Below are 14,958 nucleotides of genomic sequence, written 5' to 3'. Positions count from 1 at the left end.
GCGTTCATCCTGAGCCAGGATCAAACTCTCCAATAAAGTTAGTTTGTCTAGCATCTAAAAATAAAAATTGACGTTTCACGTTGTTTGTTTCGTTTAGTTTTCAAAGTTCAATGCCGCGTTTCAGCGACTCTTATAATTTAACATTTTGACTTGAATCTGTCAACAACTTTTTTCTTTCGTTCCTGACGACGCTTATTAATTTATCATATTACTAATTGATAAGTCAACGCTTTTTTAAAAAATGCCAAAATAAATTTATCTTGGCATTATATATAGCTTAATAATCACTAATGCAGCAACACCTGGCACCCCTAATAAACTTGATACTGTAGCTGTGCCCATGTTAATTGGAATATGAAAATCGAAATATGTCCCTGCAACATTCACAATAAATAGTAACGCTATACCTAAAGTGACATGAAAGAGTGCTTTCCCTATAAAACGTATTGGTTTAGCAGAAACACCAAAAACAAGAAAAATAAAAACTAAAGAAAGAATGCCAACAATAATAATTGTAGAATTCATTTTTTCCTCCTTATGAATGACCTATACATATCCATTTGTATGGGACAAGACAAGAAAAAAGAACATCTATAACATAACTCCTACCACTTCATCTTCATAACCTTTAATCAGTAATCTTTCTTCTAAGCACTAGCAATTAGATACAACTAATTCCATTCCCATTTTTTCTTTCTCCTCTTTATATCCCAAAAATAAAGTAGCCCTATTACTCACAAATAAATCGATAAAAAGTAAAAGGTCCCGCTTTAAAAAGCAGGACCTTTTACCATTGTTCCATTTTCACAGGACGACGTTTTGCTTCTTTTAACAAGAAAAAATATTTCGCCTCTGCTATCTTTAAAGAACAAAGTACATCTTGAGACGGCTCAACACTTTGTTCAACCAGTCTCTTCTGACGTAGCCATTCATTCTTTACCTTTTCTAATAATACAATTAACTTATCGTCATACTCTTTACGCAACTTACCCTTTTTTTGAAAGAACATTTTCCCTTCTCCTCTTATATCTCTCTACGGCCTTCTAAAGCTTTCGATAGTGTTACTTCATCTGCATATTCTAAATCTCCACCAACTGGCAGACCATGTGCAATACGAGTTACTTTAATTCCTGTTGGCTTTAAGAGGCGGGATATGTACATCGCTGTGGCTTCCCCTTCAATATTAGGGTTTGTTGCTAATATCACTTCTTGTACTGTTTCATCTTGCAGTCTCTTTAATAACTGCGGAATATTAATATCCTCTGGTCCAATTCCCTCCATTGGAGAAATGGCACCACGCAAAACATGATATACACCTTGATATTCTTTCATTTTTTCCATCGCAATTACATCTTTCGGCTCTTGTACTACACAAACAACCGATTGATCCCTATGCGAATCGTCACAAATATAACAAGGATCGCGGTCAGTGATATGTCCGCACACAGAACAATACGCTAAATCTCGCTTTGCATTCACAAGTGCTTTCGCAAAACCTAGTACATCATCCTCTTTCATATCTAACACGAAGAATGCCAATCGAACCGCTGTTTTCGGTCCGATTCCTGGCAACTTCATAAAACTATCGATTAATTTTGATATCGGTTCTGGATAGTGCATATATCAATATCCTCCTAGAACATTCCACCTGGTAAGTTCATGCCTTTTGTAAATTTGCCCATTGTAGAGTTTGAAAGTTCATCAACCTTTTTAAGTGCATCATTCGTTGCAGCTAATACTAAGTCTTGTAACATTTCGATATCTTCTGGATCTACAACTTCTTCTTTAATTTTCACTTCAAGAACTTGCTTATGACCATTTGCAATAACAGTAACCATTCCGCCGCCAGCTGTACCTTCAACTGTTTTTTCGCCAAGCTCTTCTTGCGCCTTCGCCATATCCTTTTGCATTTTTTGCATTTGTTTCATCATATTATTCATATTTCCCATTCCGCCACGCATCATAATTAATTCCTCCTCATTATTATTACTCTTTTATTTCAATAAGTTCTTGCCCTACTAATTTTACAGCCTCTTCTATAAGAGGATCTTCTTTTTGTTCTGAGCTTTCTTCAGAATCCCCGCCTTCGCGTTGTAAAAAGTCTTCACGAATTTTACCCCATTCACTTTTTGGGATAGCAATCATATTTAACCTTTTACTTAACAATTCAAAAAGGGTTTGTTCCAATGTATCCATCGCTTCTCGATTTTCACTAGCCATTTTGCAATGAATCTCATATTGAAATGCTAACACATAGGTATCATCCGAAGCCGCAACTGGTTCACTATTTTCTAATAAAACAGCAAATGCTACTTTGTTATGTGACTTGAGCCTTCCTAATAATTCGCCCCATACAGCTTTTAACTGTTCTAAATCTTGACGCTTCGCTTGCTTTAACACTTCATTCACACGTCCAACAGGAATTTTCATACTTCCTGTTCGTACCGGTTTTGGTGTTGCCCGCGTCTCTCTTACTTCCTGCTGCACACCAGCTGGCACGCCATTCTTTTTAACTTGCTCTAACTCTTTCTCCAACTGCTGCATCCTGTTCATAATCGCTTGTAAACGATCTGCGCCGTTTGCTTGCATCATAAACTGCTGACACAGTTGCACCATAACAACTTCCAAGAATATTCTTGGATGGTTTGTCCACTTCATCTCCTGTTGTCCCTTACTAAGGGTATGAATAATTTCATAGATTACTTCCGGTTGCATTTCTTCACTTAACGTACGGAATTGATCATCTACAATTACTCGTTCCAACATATGTTCTAATTGTGGTGAAGTTTGATATAAAAGCATATCACGATAGTAGTAAATGAAATCCTCCATAAAGCGAACTGGATCTTTCCCTTTACTCATCATCTCATCTATAATACGTAACGCTCTTGATACATCATTTTCACGTATACATTCTACCAGGTCACCCAAATATCGCTGAGATACAGATCCTGTTACAGCTAAAACATCTTCACTCGTCACCCTCTCATCACTATAAGAAATAGCTTGATCAATAAGACTGAGCGCATCACGCATACCACCTTCGGCGGCACGCGCTACGATTTGTAACGCTTCATCTTCTACTTGCGTACCTTCATTTGTCACGACCGTCGATAATCTCTCAACGATATCGTTTACTGATATCTTTCGAAACTCAAAACGCTGACAACGCGAAATAATTGTAGCTGGAATTTTATGCGGTTCTGTTGTCGCCAGAATAAAAATAACATGTCCTGGCGGCTCTTCTAAAGTTTTCAAAAGCGCATTAAAGGCACCCATAGAAAGCATGTGAACTTCATCAATAATGTATACTTTATATCCTACAGCACTTGGAGCATATTTTACTTTATCTCTTATATCTCGAATTTCATCTACACCGTTATTTGAAGCCGCATCAATTTCTAATACATCTGAAATAGACCCTTGTGTAATTCCTAAACAAGAAGGACATTCATTACAAGGTTCAGCTACCGGGGCGTGTTCACAGTTAATTGCCTTTGCAAATACTTTTGCAATTGTCGTTTTCCCTGTTCCCCTCGGACCCGAAAACAAATAAGCATGTGAAGCTTTCTCTTGAAGAAGGGCATTTTGCAACGTTTTTGTCACGTGCTTTTGACCGACTACATCTTCGAATTTTTGCGGTCTCCATGTTCGGTATAACGCTTGGTATGACACGAAAATACGGCCTCCCTCAAAGGTTATTATCTTATTTATTATAACCCATTCTGTTTATAGATTCCAAAAGTTATTTTCCATACAAAAAACTCACCTTTATATAAAGGTGAGTTTTGTATACATATATAACTGCCGTGCACCTTCTGTCGATTACGTACCATAAGCGTTACTCAAGCAGTTAGCTCGGTTCAGGCACTCCTGCGGCACACGAGAAAACCCGCTTATTGCTGCTTCCTTCCGGACCTGACAAGGTTCACGGGGTCCCGTTGCGCAGGACCCAAACGTCAACACCACTTACTTAAGGCAGACCTTACAGCAACATAACCTCGAGAAGGGATTCAGCCTCGCTAGAGCGGATTGCGAGTATAGGGCACCGCTACCTCCCCGCTTAGCACGGCAAAGTTAAAACCAATATTCGGTTGCCTTGGATAAGGCATTATCAGTATAACTTGTTTTTTTACAAAATGCAAATACGTTAGTTACCATTACTTTTCTCTAGTTTTTTCACTTCTTTTCTTTTCTTACGAAGCTCCCTAAAAAAAATCGTTAACAACGTACCACATTCTTCTTCAAGTACACCAGGCACTACTTCACACTGATGATTAAAACGCTCATCAGTTAAAAGATTCATCAACGTACCTGCACATCCACCTTTCGGATCGCTCGCACCATATACAACCCGTTTTATACGCGATAAAACAATTCCCCCTGCACACATTGGGCAAGGTTCTAATGTTACATATAACGTTGCATCTTCTAAACGCCATGTCCCTAATTTTTTGCAAGCTTCATCAATAGCTAAGAGTTCGGCGTGAGCTATTGATCTCTGTTCAGTTTCTCTTAAGTTATGTGCGACACTAATCACTTCACCATCTAGCACAATTACAGCACCAATTGGTACCTCTTGTATCGCCTCCGCCTTCTTCGCTTCCTCTATTGCTAACTGCATAAAATATATATCTCGCTCCATAATATAGTCCTTTCACCAAAAATAAAATACACTTTTTCATTTCTTGCAGGTGGGATAACTTTTACAAATTCAATCCAACCTAAAGAAGAAAGAGAGGGAATTACATATGAAAAATACTGCCTTACTCATTATCGATATGATTAATGATTTTCAATTCTCCCACGGACCCATCCTGGCACAGAAATGTGAAATTATAAAGAACCCCATTTTACAATTAAAGGACACCATGAAGTCATTGGGCTATCCAATAATTTATATCAATGATCACTATCAACTTTGGAGATCTGATATTGATCAACTTATCACCCATTGTACAAATGAGTATAGTAAAAATATTATCGAGGCCATTGCTCCGCATACTGACGATTACATTTTTATTAAACCACATTACTCTGCTTTTTATGAAACACCTTTGAATTCTTTATTAGGTTATTTAAAAATTGAAAATCTCATTTTAACAGGAATTGCCGGGAACATATGCATCCTTTTTACAGCTAATGATGCCCATATGAGAAATTATACACTTTATGTACCACGGGATTGCATCGCTTCTAATAACGAGCAAGATAATGAACATGCTTTAAAAATAATGGAAGCCACATTAAAGGCAAATATTGTACCGTCATCCCAAATAAAATTTAATTAATACATATCTATTTTCTAACTTTTTATATCAAATTAGTCCGCTCGCTCCCCTCTTGTGCTACAATAATTCTGTTTTGTGTTTTTAGTAGTCACGGTAAATCACTGATTGAAAGGAGGAAACAGCGTGACCGGAGTACCATTTATCACGGTTGAAGGACCAATTGGTGTTGGAAAAACTTCACTTGCGAAGGAACTTTCAACTCACATGCAACTCCACTTACTAAAAGAGATTGTTGATGAAAATCCTTTTTTAGGAAAATTCTACGAAGACATCGACGAATGGAGTTTTCAAACAGAGATGTTCTTTCTTTGTAATAGATACAAACAACTAGAGGATATTAACATAAAGTATTTGAATCAAAGAAAGCCTGTAGTAGCAGATTATCATATATTTAAAAATTTAATTTTTGCATCCCGTACATTAAAAGATTCTCAATATGACAAGTACATGCAAATTTATCGCATTCTTACGCAAGATATGCCTGTGCCAAATGTCATCGTTTATTTAACAGCGAGCCTAGAAACATTACAAAAACGAATTGCCATGCGCGGAAGAGAATTCGAAAAAAATATGGATCCAAATTACTTGCTACAGCTTACAAAAGATTACGAAACAGCAATGGATGCTTTCAAAAAGGACCATCCAGATATTCCAGTATTGAAATTTAATGGAGACGATATGGATTTTGTAAGAAATCCTGATGATTTAAATATCATCTTATCAGCTCTTCAAAATACTCTCTTGAAGGAGTCGAAATAACAATGAATTTAAGGCAAAAATATGATATACCAAATGATGCAGTTATCACTATTGCTGGAACAGTAGGTGTCGGTAAATCAACTATGACAACTGCATTGGCTAACGCTTTAGGTTATCGTACATCTTTTGAAAAAGTAGATTCCAATCCATATTTGGACAAGTTCTATGCTGATTTCACACGCTGGAGCTTTCACTTACAAGTGTACTTTTTAGCAGAACGATTTAAAGAACAAAAAAGAATTTTCGAATATGGTGGCGGTTTTGTTCAAGACCGTTCTATATATGAGGACACTGGTATTTTCGCAAAAATGCATTACGAAAAGGGTACAATGACTGAAACTGATTATGAGACATACAAAGGGTTATTTGATGCTATGGTCATGACTCCTTACTTCCCTCATCCAGACTTATTAATTTACCTAGAAGGTTCTTTTGATGATATTGTCGATCGTATTCAAGAACGAGGACGTCCCATGGAGCAGCAAACACCAATTGAATATTGGAAAGAGATGCATGGACGTTACGATAACTGGATTAATAACTTTAATTCATGCCCTGTTTTACGATTAAACATTAATGAATACGATATTTTAAAAGATGGCGATTCAATCGAACCAATCATTAAAAAAATTGGACATTTTTTAAAACAAACACGTAAACTTGTAAAATAAAAAACCCGTGCATATGCACGGGTTTTCCTATGAAATTACTTTTTCTTTTTTGTCGGAGCAATAATTTCACTCTCTGGCTTTCCAGCATTAATACGCTGACGAACAGTACTCGTACTAATATCATATGTTTCAGCAATCTCTTTAACAGTCAATTCTTTCCCATTAATTACTGCTGTTAGTAATTTCCCTGTACGTTTTGGAGTTACTTCTTTTTGCACAGCTGGTTTTTCAGCTTCTTTTGGTACCTCTACTTTTTTTGCAACCTGTTTTACATCACAAGTGCAACCACAAAGTTTACGGAATGTATCATCACTTATAATGCGTGACACATTTGCACCACTGTTTAAAATTCTATTGTTCTTACAGACAGGACATTGTACATAATATAAAGTTTTTCCATCTAAAGGAAACGTTTGTATAATAAGATCCATGTTAACTCCTTTCATATCTATGAAGATAATCATCGGAATATGAGTGTGTAATAAGGACACTATATCCTTACATCATACTTTATGATTGGTTTTAAAATAAAAACTCGTTACGTGTTGGTAACGAGTTCTCCAATCTCCACTTATATGCGCTGTTGTCAATTATATCTGGAGGAGGTAGAGGGATTCGAACCCCCGCGCGACTCTCGCCGCCTGTCGGTTTTCAAGACCGATCCCTTCAGCCAGACTTGGGTATACCTCCATATTGACATCAAATATAATATCAAAAGAAAAACAGTTAGTCAACCCCACTATAATAAATTATGAGGAAAGGGGAATTTTACTTCCCCTCTCCTTTATGACACTGCTGACAACGTCCATAATTACCAATCACTCATACCGATGAATGTTTTAACTTATTTAATAACTGTTTTTCCTCCCATATAAGGGCGAAGAACTTCTGGAATTATAATTGTACCATCTTCTTGTTGGTAGTTCTCTAAAATAGCTGCCACTGTACGTCCAATTGCAAGACCAGATCCATTTAGTGTATGAACATGTTCCGGTTTACCATTTGGCTCACGACGGAAACGGATATTCGCACGTCTCGCTTGGAATGCCTCAAAATTACTACAAGAAGAAATTTCACGATATGTACCATAGCTTGGAATCCATACTTCAATATCGTATTTCTTCGCTGCTGTAAATCCTAAATCTCCTGTACACATGCTCATAACGCGATATGGCAACTCTAATAATTGTAACACGCGCTCTGCATCATTTGTTAATTTTTCTAACTCTTCGTAAGAATCTTCTGGTTTCACGAACTTCACAAGTTCAACTTTATTAAATTGGTGTTGGCGAATTAAACCACGTGTATCACGACCAGCTGAACCTGCTTCAGAACGGAAGCATGAGCTAAACGCAGCATATCGTATCGGCAATTGCTCTTTACTCACAATCTCATCACGATGCATATTCGTTACAGGTACTTCAGCTGTTGGGATTAGGAAATAATCTTCACTTTCAATACGGAATGCATCTTCTTCAAACTTCGGAAGTTGTCCTGTTCCTGTCATACTTGCACGGTTTACCATATAAGGAGGCAATACTTCCTCATATCCATGCTCATCAGTATGAAGGTCAAGCATAAAGCTAATCAAAGCACGTTCTAATCTTGCACCAGCACCTTTGTAAAATACAAATCGACTTCCTGTTACTTTCCCAGCACGTTCAAAATCTAAAATCCCCAAATCAGTAGCAAGGTCCCAATGTGGTTTTGGCTCATAAGTAAATTCTTTCACTTCTCCCCAAGTACGTGCTACTACGTTATCATCCTCTGTTTCGCCTATTGGGGCAGATTCATGAGGGATATTTGGGATAGATAGCATTAATCTTTCTAAATCTTCTTCAACTGTACGAAGCTCATTATCAAGATCTTTTACTTTTTCCCCAACTTCACGCATTTCTAGAATTAGAGCTTCCGCATCTTTCTTTTCACGCTTTAATACTGAAATTTGTTGAGATACTTCGTTACGTTTACTTTTTAGTTCTTCTGTTTGAACAAGTAGCTCTCTTCTTCTCGTATCAAGTTCTTCAAAGCGACCAAAATCCGTTAAATCTTCGCCTCTATGCTGTAATTTTGCTTTTACTTCTTCAAAATTCGTACGTAAAAATTTAATATCAAGCATTATATACTCCTCCTTTTATTTTATAAAACACAAAAAACTCCCGTCCCTATACAAAGGGACGGGAGTTAACCCGCGTTGCCACCCTAGTTGAAAGCATTACCGCTTTCCTCTCAAGTAGAAATAACGGCTCTTCACCGGGAATGTTTACTAATCAAAAGATATTCCACATTCCATTCCAGGATGGATTCACAAACTGTTTCTATCGATTTCCACCAACCATCGACTCTCTATAAGAAACAACATTTGTTACTACTTCCTATCAACACGCTTATTTTATAAAATTGTTATCATCAATTTACTATAATCTTATACAAGTTGCAAGTTACTTATACAACTTTTTTCATTTTCGCTTCTTTTACCATTTCTACAAAGTATGCTGTTACACGATGATCATCCGTTAATTCCGGATGGAAAGAAGCAGCTAAAAACTGCCCTTGCCTTACCGCTACCATTCGCTCGCCATGCATAGAAAGTACTTCAACATCATCCGCTACATTTACAACATACGGAGCACGGATAAATACACCAACAAAGTCTTCTCCCACACCTTTAATTGAAAGTGCAGCTTCAAAACTATCTTTTTGGCGTCCGAACGCATTGCGCTCAACCGTAATATCCATAGCACCAATATGTGCTTCTTCATAGCCAATAAGTGTTTTCGCAAGAAGAATCATTCCTGCACATGTACCAAACATTGGTTTACCAGACTTCGTAAATGTACGAAGAGGCTCCATGAAAGCATACTTATCAATAAGACGGCGCATTGTTGTACTTTCACCGCCTGGTAAAATAAGACCATCAATCTCTTCAAGTTGCTCTATACGCTTTACAACAACAGCTTCTGCACCACTTGCCTCAACTGATTTTACATGCTCACGAACTGCACCTTGAAGACCTAGTACACCGATTTTCACCATTTTAAAGATCTCCTTTAATTACCATCCACGCTCTTGCATGCGTTGTTCTGGTAATAATGTTGAAATTTCGATACCTTTCATTGCATTACCTAATCCTTTAGAAAGGCTTGCAACTAGTTCGTAATCTTCATAATGAGTCGTTGCTTCAACGATTGCACGTGCAAATTTCTCTGGGTTCTCTGATTTGAAGATACCAGATCCAACAAATACACCATCAGCACCAAGTTGCATCATTAACGCTGCATCTGCTGGTGTTGCTACACCACCTGCTGCAAAGTTTACAACTGGCAGGCGACCAAGGCGTTTAATTTCAAGTAGTACTTCATAAGGAGCACCAGTATTTTTTGCATATGTCATTAACTCATCTTCACGTAGACTTGCAACTTGACGGATTTCTGCATTGACTTGGCGCATATGACGCACTGCCTCTACAATGTTTCCTGTTCCAGGTTCACCTTTTGTACGAAGCATAGCTGCACCTTCTGCAATACGACGTGCAGCTTCTCCGATATCTCGGCAACCACATACAAACGGAACTGTGTAATCACGTTTATTTAAATGGTATACTTCATCAGCAGGAGTCAATACTTCACTCTCATCGATATAGTCTACCCCTAATGATTCTAATACACGTGCTTCTACAAGGTGACCGATACGACATTTTGCCATAACCGGAATTGATACAGCACCCATAACTTCTTCAACAATTGTTGGATCTGCCATACGAGAAACGCCACCTGCTGCACGAATATCTGCAGGTACACGCTCTAATGCCATAACAGCAACTGCGCCTGCCTCTTCTGCAATCCTTGCTTGCTCAGCGTTAACTACGTCCATAATAACGCCGCCTTTTTGCATTTCTGCCATTCCACGTTTTACACGTTCTGTCCCTGTTACATTTGTCATGTACAAAAACCCCCCTAGGTGAATTGCTTTCCCCCGTTAAAGAAGAAAATTAAGAATACTCTTACATTCTACCACTAACTATCTGATGCTTGTCCACTACTTTTTCATAAAGTCGGTATGAAAAATAGGAATAAGAAAAAGCTCCTACAATGAGGAGCTTTTAAAACCAACCTTTTACTGTATCAATAGCACCATTCCACATATCACTAAAGAAAGAACCAATTCCGCGCATAGAACGCGTAAACCAGCCTGCCTCTTCTACTTCAGATTTTGTTACAAGGTCTACTTGTAATGATTTTCCTGATAAAAATCCAGGATCATTACTCTCTTTAGACGTTACAACCATTTGTCCAAGTGCAACTCCCTTTTTCAGAGGTGCTTCTTGTCCCTTATTTCCTTCTTTAAATTCTGTTTTATAAACGTCTTTACTTCCCTTTGGCACCGGAAGTGAAACAGCTTGCTTCGTTTGAACTGCTACATCTTTATCTTTCGCATTTTCAACTCTTACTGTTTCTTTTCCTTTGACCGAAGAACCTTTTTCATACATTTTCTTCATTTCAAAGTTAGCAAAGCCATAATCATATAATTTCTTCGTCTCATCGAAACGCGCTGTATGAGAACTTGTTTTAATAACTACAGAAATAAAACGCATACCGTTTCGTTCAACCGTACCAGTGAAGCAGTCCCCTGCTTCTGGAGTTGATCCTGTTTTTAGACCATCTACTCCGTCATATTCTTTAACTAACCCCTTTAACATCCAGTTCCAGTTCGACATCCCAAATTTCTCTTTTTCGGGACGGAAAACTTTTTTCGGGATTTTTGCTGTATCTAACACTTTTGGATAATCTTTAATTAAATGTTGCGCTAAAGTTGCAACATCCTTCGCAGACATTTTATTTTCTTCATCCGGTGTTGTACCTTCAGGATGCATCCCTTTTAAATCTTTGTTCGTTAAACCCGTAGAATTAACAAATTTATAATTTTTCAATCCTAGTTCTTTCGCTTTATCATTCATCATTTTTACGAAATCTACTTCTTTACCTGCAATCGCTTCTGCTAATGCAATTGTTGCACCATTTGCAGAAAAGATTGCCATTGCCTCGTATAACTCTTTTACTGTATACAGGCCACCATTTTCTAATGCAACATTTGATAATGAAGCATCTTGTGAAATCTTATATGCATATTCAGAAACCTTAATTTTTTGATCCCACTTAAGTTTTCCTTTATCCACTGCTTCATGAACTAAATATTCACTCATCATCTTTGTCATACTAGCAATTGATAATAATTCATCTGCATTCTTTTGATATACAATTTTCCCAGAATTCGCTTCAACTAAAATCGCTGCACCCGCTTCAATGTTTAAAGCAGCTCCTGTTTCTGCTGACGCATTGCTATATGGTGCAAACACGCCAAAAGCTAGTGTAAGCACTGTTACCAACGCAATGAATCTTTTGCAAAACATACCTTTCACTTTTGCTACCCCCAATATCTATGTACTCACATAACCGTTATTCTAACATAATCAAAAAAAAATAGACAGAGATATCAAATCTCTGTCTATTTGTATATAAGACATTACAATGAGTAGTTTGGAGCCTCTTTTGTAATCTGTACGTGATGAGGATGGCTTTCACGTAAACCTGCACCTGACATACGAATGAACTGCGCATTCTCACGTAAGAATTCTAAATTCTGCGCTCCGCAGTATCCCATACCTGCACGTAATCCACCAACTAATTGATGAACTGTATCTGCTAAAGGTCCTTTATATGGTACTCGTCCTTCAATACCTTCAGGAACAAGTTTTTTGTTTCCTTCTTGGAAGTAACGATCTTTACTTCCTTTTTCCATCGCTCCAACAGAACCCATACCACGATATACTTTAAATTGGCGACCTTGATAAATTTCAGTTTCTCCAGGGCTTTCAGCAACACCAGCAAACATACTACCTAGCATAACAACGTGTGCTCCTGCTGCTAAAGCTTTAACCATATCACCAGAGTACTTAACACCGCCATCAGCAATAACTGGAATACCGTGTTTACGAGCTTCTGTTGCACAATCATAAACTGCTGTTAATTGTGGTACACCAACACCAGCTACAACACGCGTTGTACAAATAGAACCTGGTCCAATACCAACTTTAACTACGTTTGCACCAGCCTCAATTAATGCTTTCGTTGCTTCAGCTGTAGCAACATTTCCAGCGATAATATTTAGTGCTGGATATTTCGCACGAACTTCTTTTACTTTTTCAATAACACCTTTAGAATGCCCATGAGCTGTATCAAGTACAATTGCATCTACGCTAGCTTTTACTAATGCATCGATACGAAGCATAGCATCAGCCGTTACACCAACAGCTGCTCCAACTAATAAGCGTCCTTGCTTATCTTTAGCAGAGTTTGGGAATTCAATTACTTTTTCAATATCTTTTATTGTAATAAGCCCTTGTAATACACCGTTATTATCAACAAGAGGGAGCTTTTCAATTTTATACTTTTGTAGGATTTTTTCAGCTTCTTCCAGTGTAGTACCAACTGGAGCTGTAATTAACTGTTCTTTTGTCATTACGTCAGAAATTTTGATTGAGTAGTCTTGGATGAAACGCATATCACGGTTTGTAATAATACCAACTAATTTTCGCTCATCTAAATTATTTACAACTGGTACACCTGAGATACGATATTTTCCCATAAGATGTTCTGCATCATATACTTGATGTTCTGGAGTTAAGAAGAAAGGATCTGAAATAACGCCGCTTTCAGAGCGCTTTACTTTATCAACTTGCTCTGCTTGTTGCTCAATAGACATATTCTTATGAATAATTCCTAAACCGCCTTGGCGAGCCATTGCAATAGCCATGTCAGCTTCTGTTACTGTATCCATTCCTGCACTAATTAACGGGATGTTTAGCTGTAAGCTTTCAGATAAAACTGTTTTAACACTTACTTCTCTTGGTAATATATCTGACCTCGCTGGTACAAGTAATACATCATCAAAAGTCAAACCTTCTTTAACAAATTTAGATTCCCACATAATTGTTCCCCCCATGATACCAGAAATTATTATTAGTAGCTTATCAATTGGTTAAAATACTGTCAAGGACGTATATATATGTTAGAATTTTTAGACAATAAAAGGAGCGTAATATATGCATCAAACACATTGTACTTGGCAGCAATTAAGTTTCTTTTTTTCATCTCAAAATGTACAACGTTATCTTGCCCGTTGTTATGAAAAATCCTCCATACAAGATGCTGAAAAAAAAAGTTTTGAAAACTGTTATCCCTTTATTTACTACTTAGAACACGGGAAAAATTATTATGAATTATATAAGGTGGCCCCCTTTTCGATTCAGCCAATGTTGTTATTTTATGGAATTAGCCAACTGTTTAAAGCTTGCTTGTTAACTATTGATCCTAACTACCCAGAATCAACTACTGTTTTAGCTCATGGCGTTACGACTCGTAAACGGAAAAAACAGGGGTATCAATTTTTAGAAGATGAGGTGAAAATACAGAAAAACGGATTGTTTACTCACGTTGCAGAACAACTGTTTCACATGAAACACTTAGAAGCGGAGAAGTTTAATATGTTAGAGCTAATGGGGAATATTCCTGAATTACAAAATTTGTTGCGCTATAGTCAAAAAGTATCAACTTTATATAAGATCGATTCAACAAATAAAAATGAGCTCTCTTTTTCAGTCAACATATTAGATCGATTACATATGACTAAAGAGCGATTTTCTCGTTACATCGAAACAACTTGTAAGCATTTATCAATACAACACGTACCTGAGAAAAATAATGAATTAAATTTGTTTTTTTCGGCACCTATTCAATCATGGAATCCTATGTATAGTACACCTTTATACTATGAGCATCTTACTGACACTTATTATTTACCACTTACGACTGACCCTAGAAACTCTAAGCCAGTGTTGCCTGAGCTCCTTGTTCATTATTTATTGCTCTATAATTTAAGTATGATTTCTAGGTATGAAACAGATTGGTGGTATGACTTACTTGGAAGCTATGGATCTGAAGATTATCCGTTTATTTATCAATTTCTCAATATTTCTGCTCAAAAAATCCCTTACTATATTTCAGCATTTTTACTAACGGAATCCAACCTATTTCATGGGAAATAAAAAAACACGAGTCAAATGACTCGTGTTTTTATCTTGCTTGGCGACGTCCTACTCTCACAGGGACAAGGTCCCAACTACCATCGGCGCTAGAGAGCTTAACTTCCGTGTTCGGTATGGGAACGGGTGTGACCTC

General features: G+C 37.3%; 16 protein-coding genes, 1 tRNA gene, 1 rRNA gene, 1 other RNA gene and 1 other annotated feature. Of the genes, 4 read left to right on the top strand and 15 right to left on the bottom strand.

The window, feature by feature from the left end; all coding sequences use genetic code 11:
- Positions 1-255: 255 nt before the first annotated feature.
- The 7 genes from MR066_RS26800 to tadA all read right to left on the bottom strand — a co-directional run bounded on the left by MR066_RS26800 (position 256) and on the right by tadA (position 4,645).
- Positions 256-525, bottom strand: a complete 270-nt coding sequence (locus MR066_RS26800) for a pro-sigmaK processing inhibitor BofA family protein (RefSeq protein ID WP_002009632.1) — start codon at positions 523-525, stop codon at positions 256-258.
- Positions 526-787: 262 nt separating this feature from the next.
- Positions 788-1,009 (bottom strand): YaaL family protein, encoded by a 222-nt coding sequence (locus MR066_RS26795; protein ID WP_002009631.1) that lies wholly within the window; start codon positions 1,007-1,009, stop codon positions 788-790.
- Between the two features lie 14 nt (positions 1,010-1,023).
- Positions 1,024-1,620, bottom strand: coding sequence for a recombination protein RecR (gene recR, locus MR066_RS26790; protein ID WP_002009629.1), 597 nt, complete (start codon positions 1,618-1,620; stop codon positions 1,024-1,026).
- Positions 1,621-1,634: 14 nt separating this feature from the next.
- Positions 1,635-1,961 carry a YbaB/EbfC family nucleoid-associated protein gene (locus tag MR066_RS26785; RefSeq protein ID WP_170935248.1) on the bottom strand — a complete coding sequence of 109 codons (327 nt, stop codon included), beginning with the start codon at positions 1,959-1,961 and terminating at the stop codon, positions 1,635-1,637.
- Between the two features lie 25 nt (positions 1,962-1,986).
- Positions 1,987-3,675, bottom strand: coding sequence for a DNA polymerase III subunit gamma/tau (gene dnaX, locus MR066_RS26780; protein WP_242249031.1), 1,689 nt, complete (start codon positions 3,673-3,675; stop codon positions 1,987-1,989).
- 132 nt (positions 3,676-3,807) lie between these two features.
- Positions 3,808-4,072, bottom strand: an RNA gene (gene ffs, locus MR066_RS26775) — signal recognition particle sRNA large type.
- Between the two features lie 78 nt (positions 4,073-4,150).
- Positions 4,151-4,645: a tRNA adenosine(34) deaminase TadA gene (gene tadA / locus MR066_RS26770; protein WP_002029304.1), complete on the bottom strand. Its 495-nt coding sequence runs from the start codon at positions 4,643-4,645 to the stop codon at positions 4,151-4,153.
- 106 nt (positions 4,646-4,751) lie between these two features.
- On the opposite strand from tadA, the gene MR066_RS26765 reads away from it, so the two are divergent.
- The 3 genes from MR066_RS26765 to MR066_RS26755 all read left to right on the top strand — a co-directional run bounded on the left by MR066_RS26765 (position 4,752) and on the right by MR066_RS26755 (position 6,721).
- Positions 4,752-5,291 carry a cysteine hydrolase family protein gene (locus tag MR066_RS26765; protein ID WP_002009622.1) on the top strand — a complete coding sequence of 180 codons (540 nt, stop codon included), beginning with the start codon at positions 4,752-4,754 and terminating at the stop codon, positions 5,289-5,291.
- Between the two features lie 123 nt (positions 5,292-5,414).
- Entirely contained in the window at positions 5,415-6,050 is a 636-nt protein-coding gene (locus MR066_RS26760) for a deoxynucleoside kinase (RefSeq protein WP_242249029.1), read from the top strand.
- 2 nt (positions 6,051-6,052) lie between these two features.
- A complete protein-coding gene (locus tag MR066_RS26755; protein ID WP_002009620.1) occupies positions 6,053-6,721 on the top strand; it encodes a deoxynucleoside kinase in 669 nt (222 codons plus the stop codon).
- 35 nt (positions 6,722-6,756) lie between these two features.
- Here the strand turns inward: MR066_RS26755 and MR066_RS26750 are convergent, their stop codons facing one another.
- The 7 genes from MR066_RS26750 to guaB form a co-directional block, all read right to left on the bottom strand.
- Positions 6,757-7,152: a sigma factor-like helix-turn-helix DNA-binding protein gene (locus MR066_RS26750; RefSeq protein WP_002029297.1), complete on the bottom strand. Its 396-nt coding sequence runs from the start codon at positions 7,150-7,152 to the stop codon at positions 6,757-6,759.
- A gap of 166 nt (positions 7,153-7,318) precedes the next feature.
- Positions 7,319-7,411, bottom strand: a tRNA-Ser gene (locus tag MR066_RS26745).
- 154 nt (positions 7,412-7,565) lie between these two features.
- Positions 7,566-8,840 (bottom strand): serine--tRNA ligase, encoded by a 1,275-nt coding sequence (gene serS, locus MR066_RS26740; RefSeq protein WP_002009617.1) that lies wholly within the window; start codon positions 8,838-8,840, stop codon positions 7,566-7,568.
- 51 nt (positions 8,841-8,891) lie between these two features.
- Positions 8,892-9,112, bottom strand: a binding site (T-box leader).
- Between the two features lie 54 nt (positions 9,113-9,166).
- Entirely contained in the window at positions 9,167-9,757 is a 591-nt protein-coding gene (pdxT, locus tag MR066_RS26735) for a pyridoxal 5'-phosphate synthase glutaminase subunit PdxT (protein ID WP_242249027.1), read from the bottom strand.
- 18 nt (positions 9,758-9,775) lie between these two features.
- On the bottom strand, positions 9,776-10,663 hold the full coding sequence (gene pdxS / locus MR066_RS26730; RefSeq protein ID WP_242249025.1) for a pyridoxal 5'-phosphate synthase lyase subunit PdxS: 888 nt from the start codon (positions 10,661-10,663) through the stop codon (positions 9,776-9,778).
- Between the two features lie 160 nt (positions 10,664-10,823).
- Entirely contained in the window at positions 10,824-12,131 is a 1,308-nt protein-coding gene (locus tag MR066_RS26725; protein WP_242249032.1) for a serine hydrolase, read from the bottom strand.
- Between the two features lie 113 nt (positions 12,132-12,244).
- Positions 12,245-13,708, bottom strand: a complete 1,464-nt coding sequence (gene guaB / locus MR066_RS26720; protein WP_002107266.1) for an IMP dehydrogenase — start codon at positions 13,706-13,708, stop codon at positions 12,245-12,247.
- 115 nt (positions 13,709-13,823) lie between these two features.
- Between guaB and MR066_RS26715 the strand changes: the two genes are divergently transcribed.
- Positions 13,824-14,825, top strand: coding sequence for a YaaC family protein (locus MR066_RS26715; protein ID WP_002009610.1), 1,002 nt, complete (start codon positions 13,824-13,826; stop codon positions 14,823-14,825).
- Positions 14,826-14,860: 35 nt separating this feature from the next.
- Here the strand turns inward: MR066_RS26715 and rrf are convergent.
- Positions 14,861-14,958 (bottom strand): 5S ribosomal RNA (gene rrf, locus MR066_RS26710); the annotation flags it as partial.

Source organism: Bacillus cereus group sp. BfR-BA-01523, assembly GCF_022662615.1.
In the GTDB taxonomy this organism is placed as follows: Bacteria; Bacillota; Bacilli; order Bacillales; family Bacillaceae_G; genus Bacillus_A; species Bacillus_A mycoides.
The sequence above is the reverse complement of the archived record's forward strand: the minus strand, read 5'-3'. Positions and strand labels throughout refer to the sequence as shown.

Bases quoted from the DNA above. Each gene is read 5' to 3' on its own strand.
- serS (WP_002009617.1), bottom strand. From the start codon at position 8,840: ATGCTTGATATTAAATTTTTACGTACGAATTTTGAAGAAGTAAAAGCA.
- tadA (WP_002029304.1), bottom strand. From the start codon at position 4,645: ATGGAGCGAGATATATATTTTATGCAGTTAGCAATAGAGGAAGCGAAG.
- pdxS (WP_242249025.1), bottom strand. From the start codon at position 10,663: ATGACAAATGTAACAGGGACAGAACGTGTAAAACGTGGAATGGCAGAA.
- MR066_RS26795 (WP_002009631.1), bottom strand. From the start codon at position 1,009: ATGTTCTTTCAAAAAAAGGGTAAGTTGCGTAAAGAGTATGACGATAAG.
- MR066_RS26755 (WP_002009620.1), top strand. From the start codon at position 6,053: ATGAATTTAAGGCAAAAATATGATATACCAAATGATGCAGTTATCACT.
- guaB (WP_002107266.1), bottom strand. From the start codon at position 13,708: ATGTGGGAATCTAAATTTGTTAAAGAAGGTTTGACTTTTGATGATGTA.
- recR (WP_002009629.1), bottom strand. From the start codon at position 1,620: ATGCACTATCCAGAACCGATATCAAAATTAATCGATAGTTTTATGAAG.
- MR066_RS26800 (WP_002009632.1), bottom strand. From the start codon at position 525: ATGAATTCTACAATTATTATTGTTGGCATTCTTTCTTTAGTTTTTATT.
- MR066_RS26785 (WP_170935248.1), bottom strand. From the start codon at position 1,961: ATGCGTGGCGGAATGGGAAATATGAATAATATGATGAAACAAATGCAA.
- pdxT (WP_242249027.1), bottom strand. From the start codon at position 9,757: ATGGTGAAAATCGGTGTACTAGGTCTTCAAGGTGCAGTTCGTGAGCAT.
- MR066_RS26715 (WP_002009610.1), top strand. From the start codon at position 13,824: ATGCATCAAACACATTGTACTTGGCAGCAATTAAGTTTCTTTTTTTCA.
- MR066_RS26765 (WP_002009622.1), top strand. From the start codon at position 4,752: ATGAAAAATACTGCCTTACTCATTATCGATATGATTAATGATTTTCAA.
- MR066_RS26725 (WP_242249032.1), bottom strand. From the start codon at position 12,131: ATGTTTTGCAAAAGATTCATTGCGTTGGTAACAGTGCTTACACTAGCT.
- MR066_RS26750 (WP_002029297.1), bottom strand. From the start codon at position 7,152: ATGGATCTTATTATACAAACGTTTCCTTTAGATGGAAAAACTTTATAT.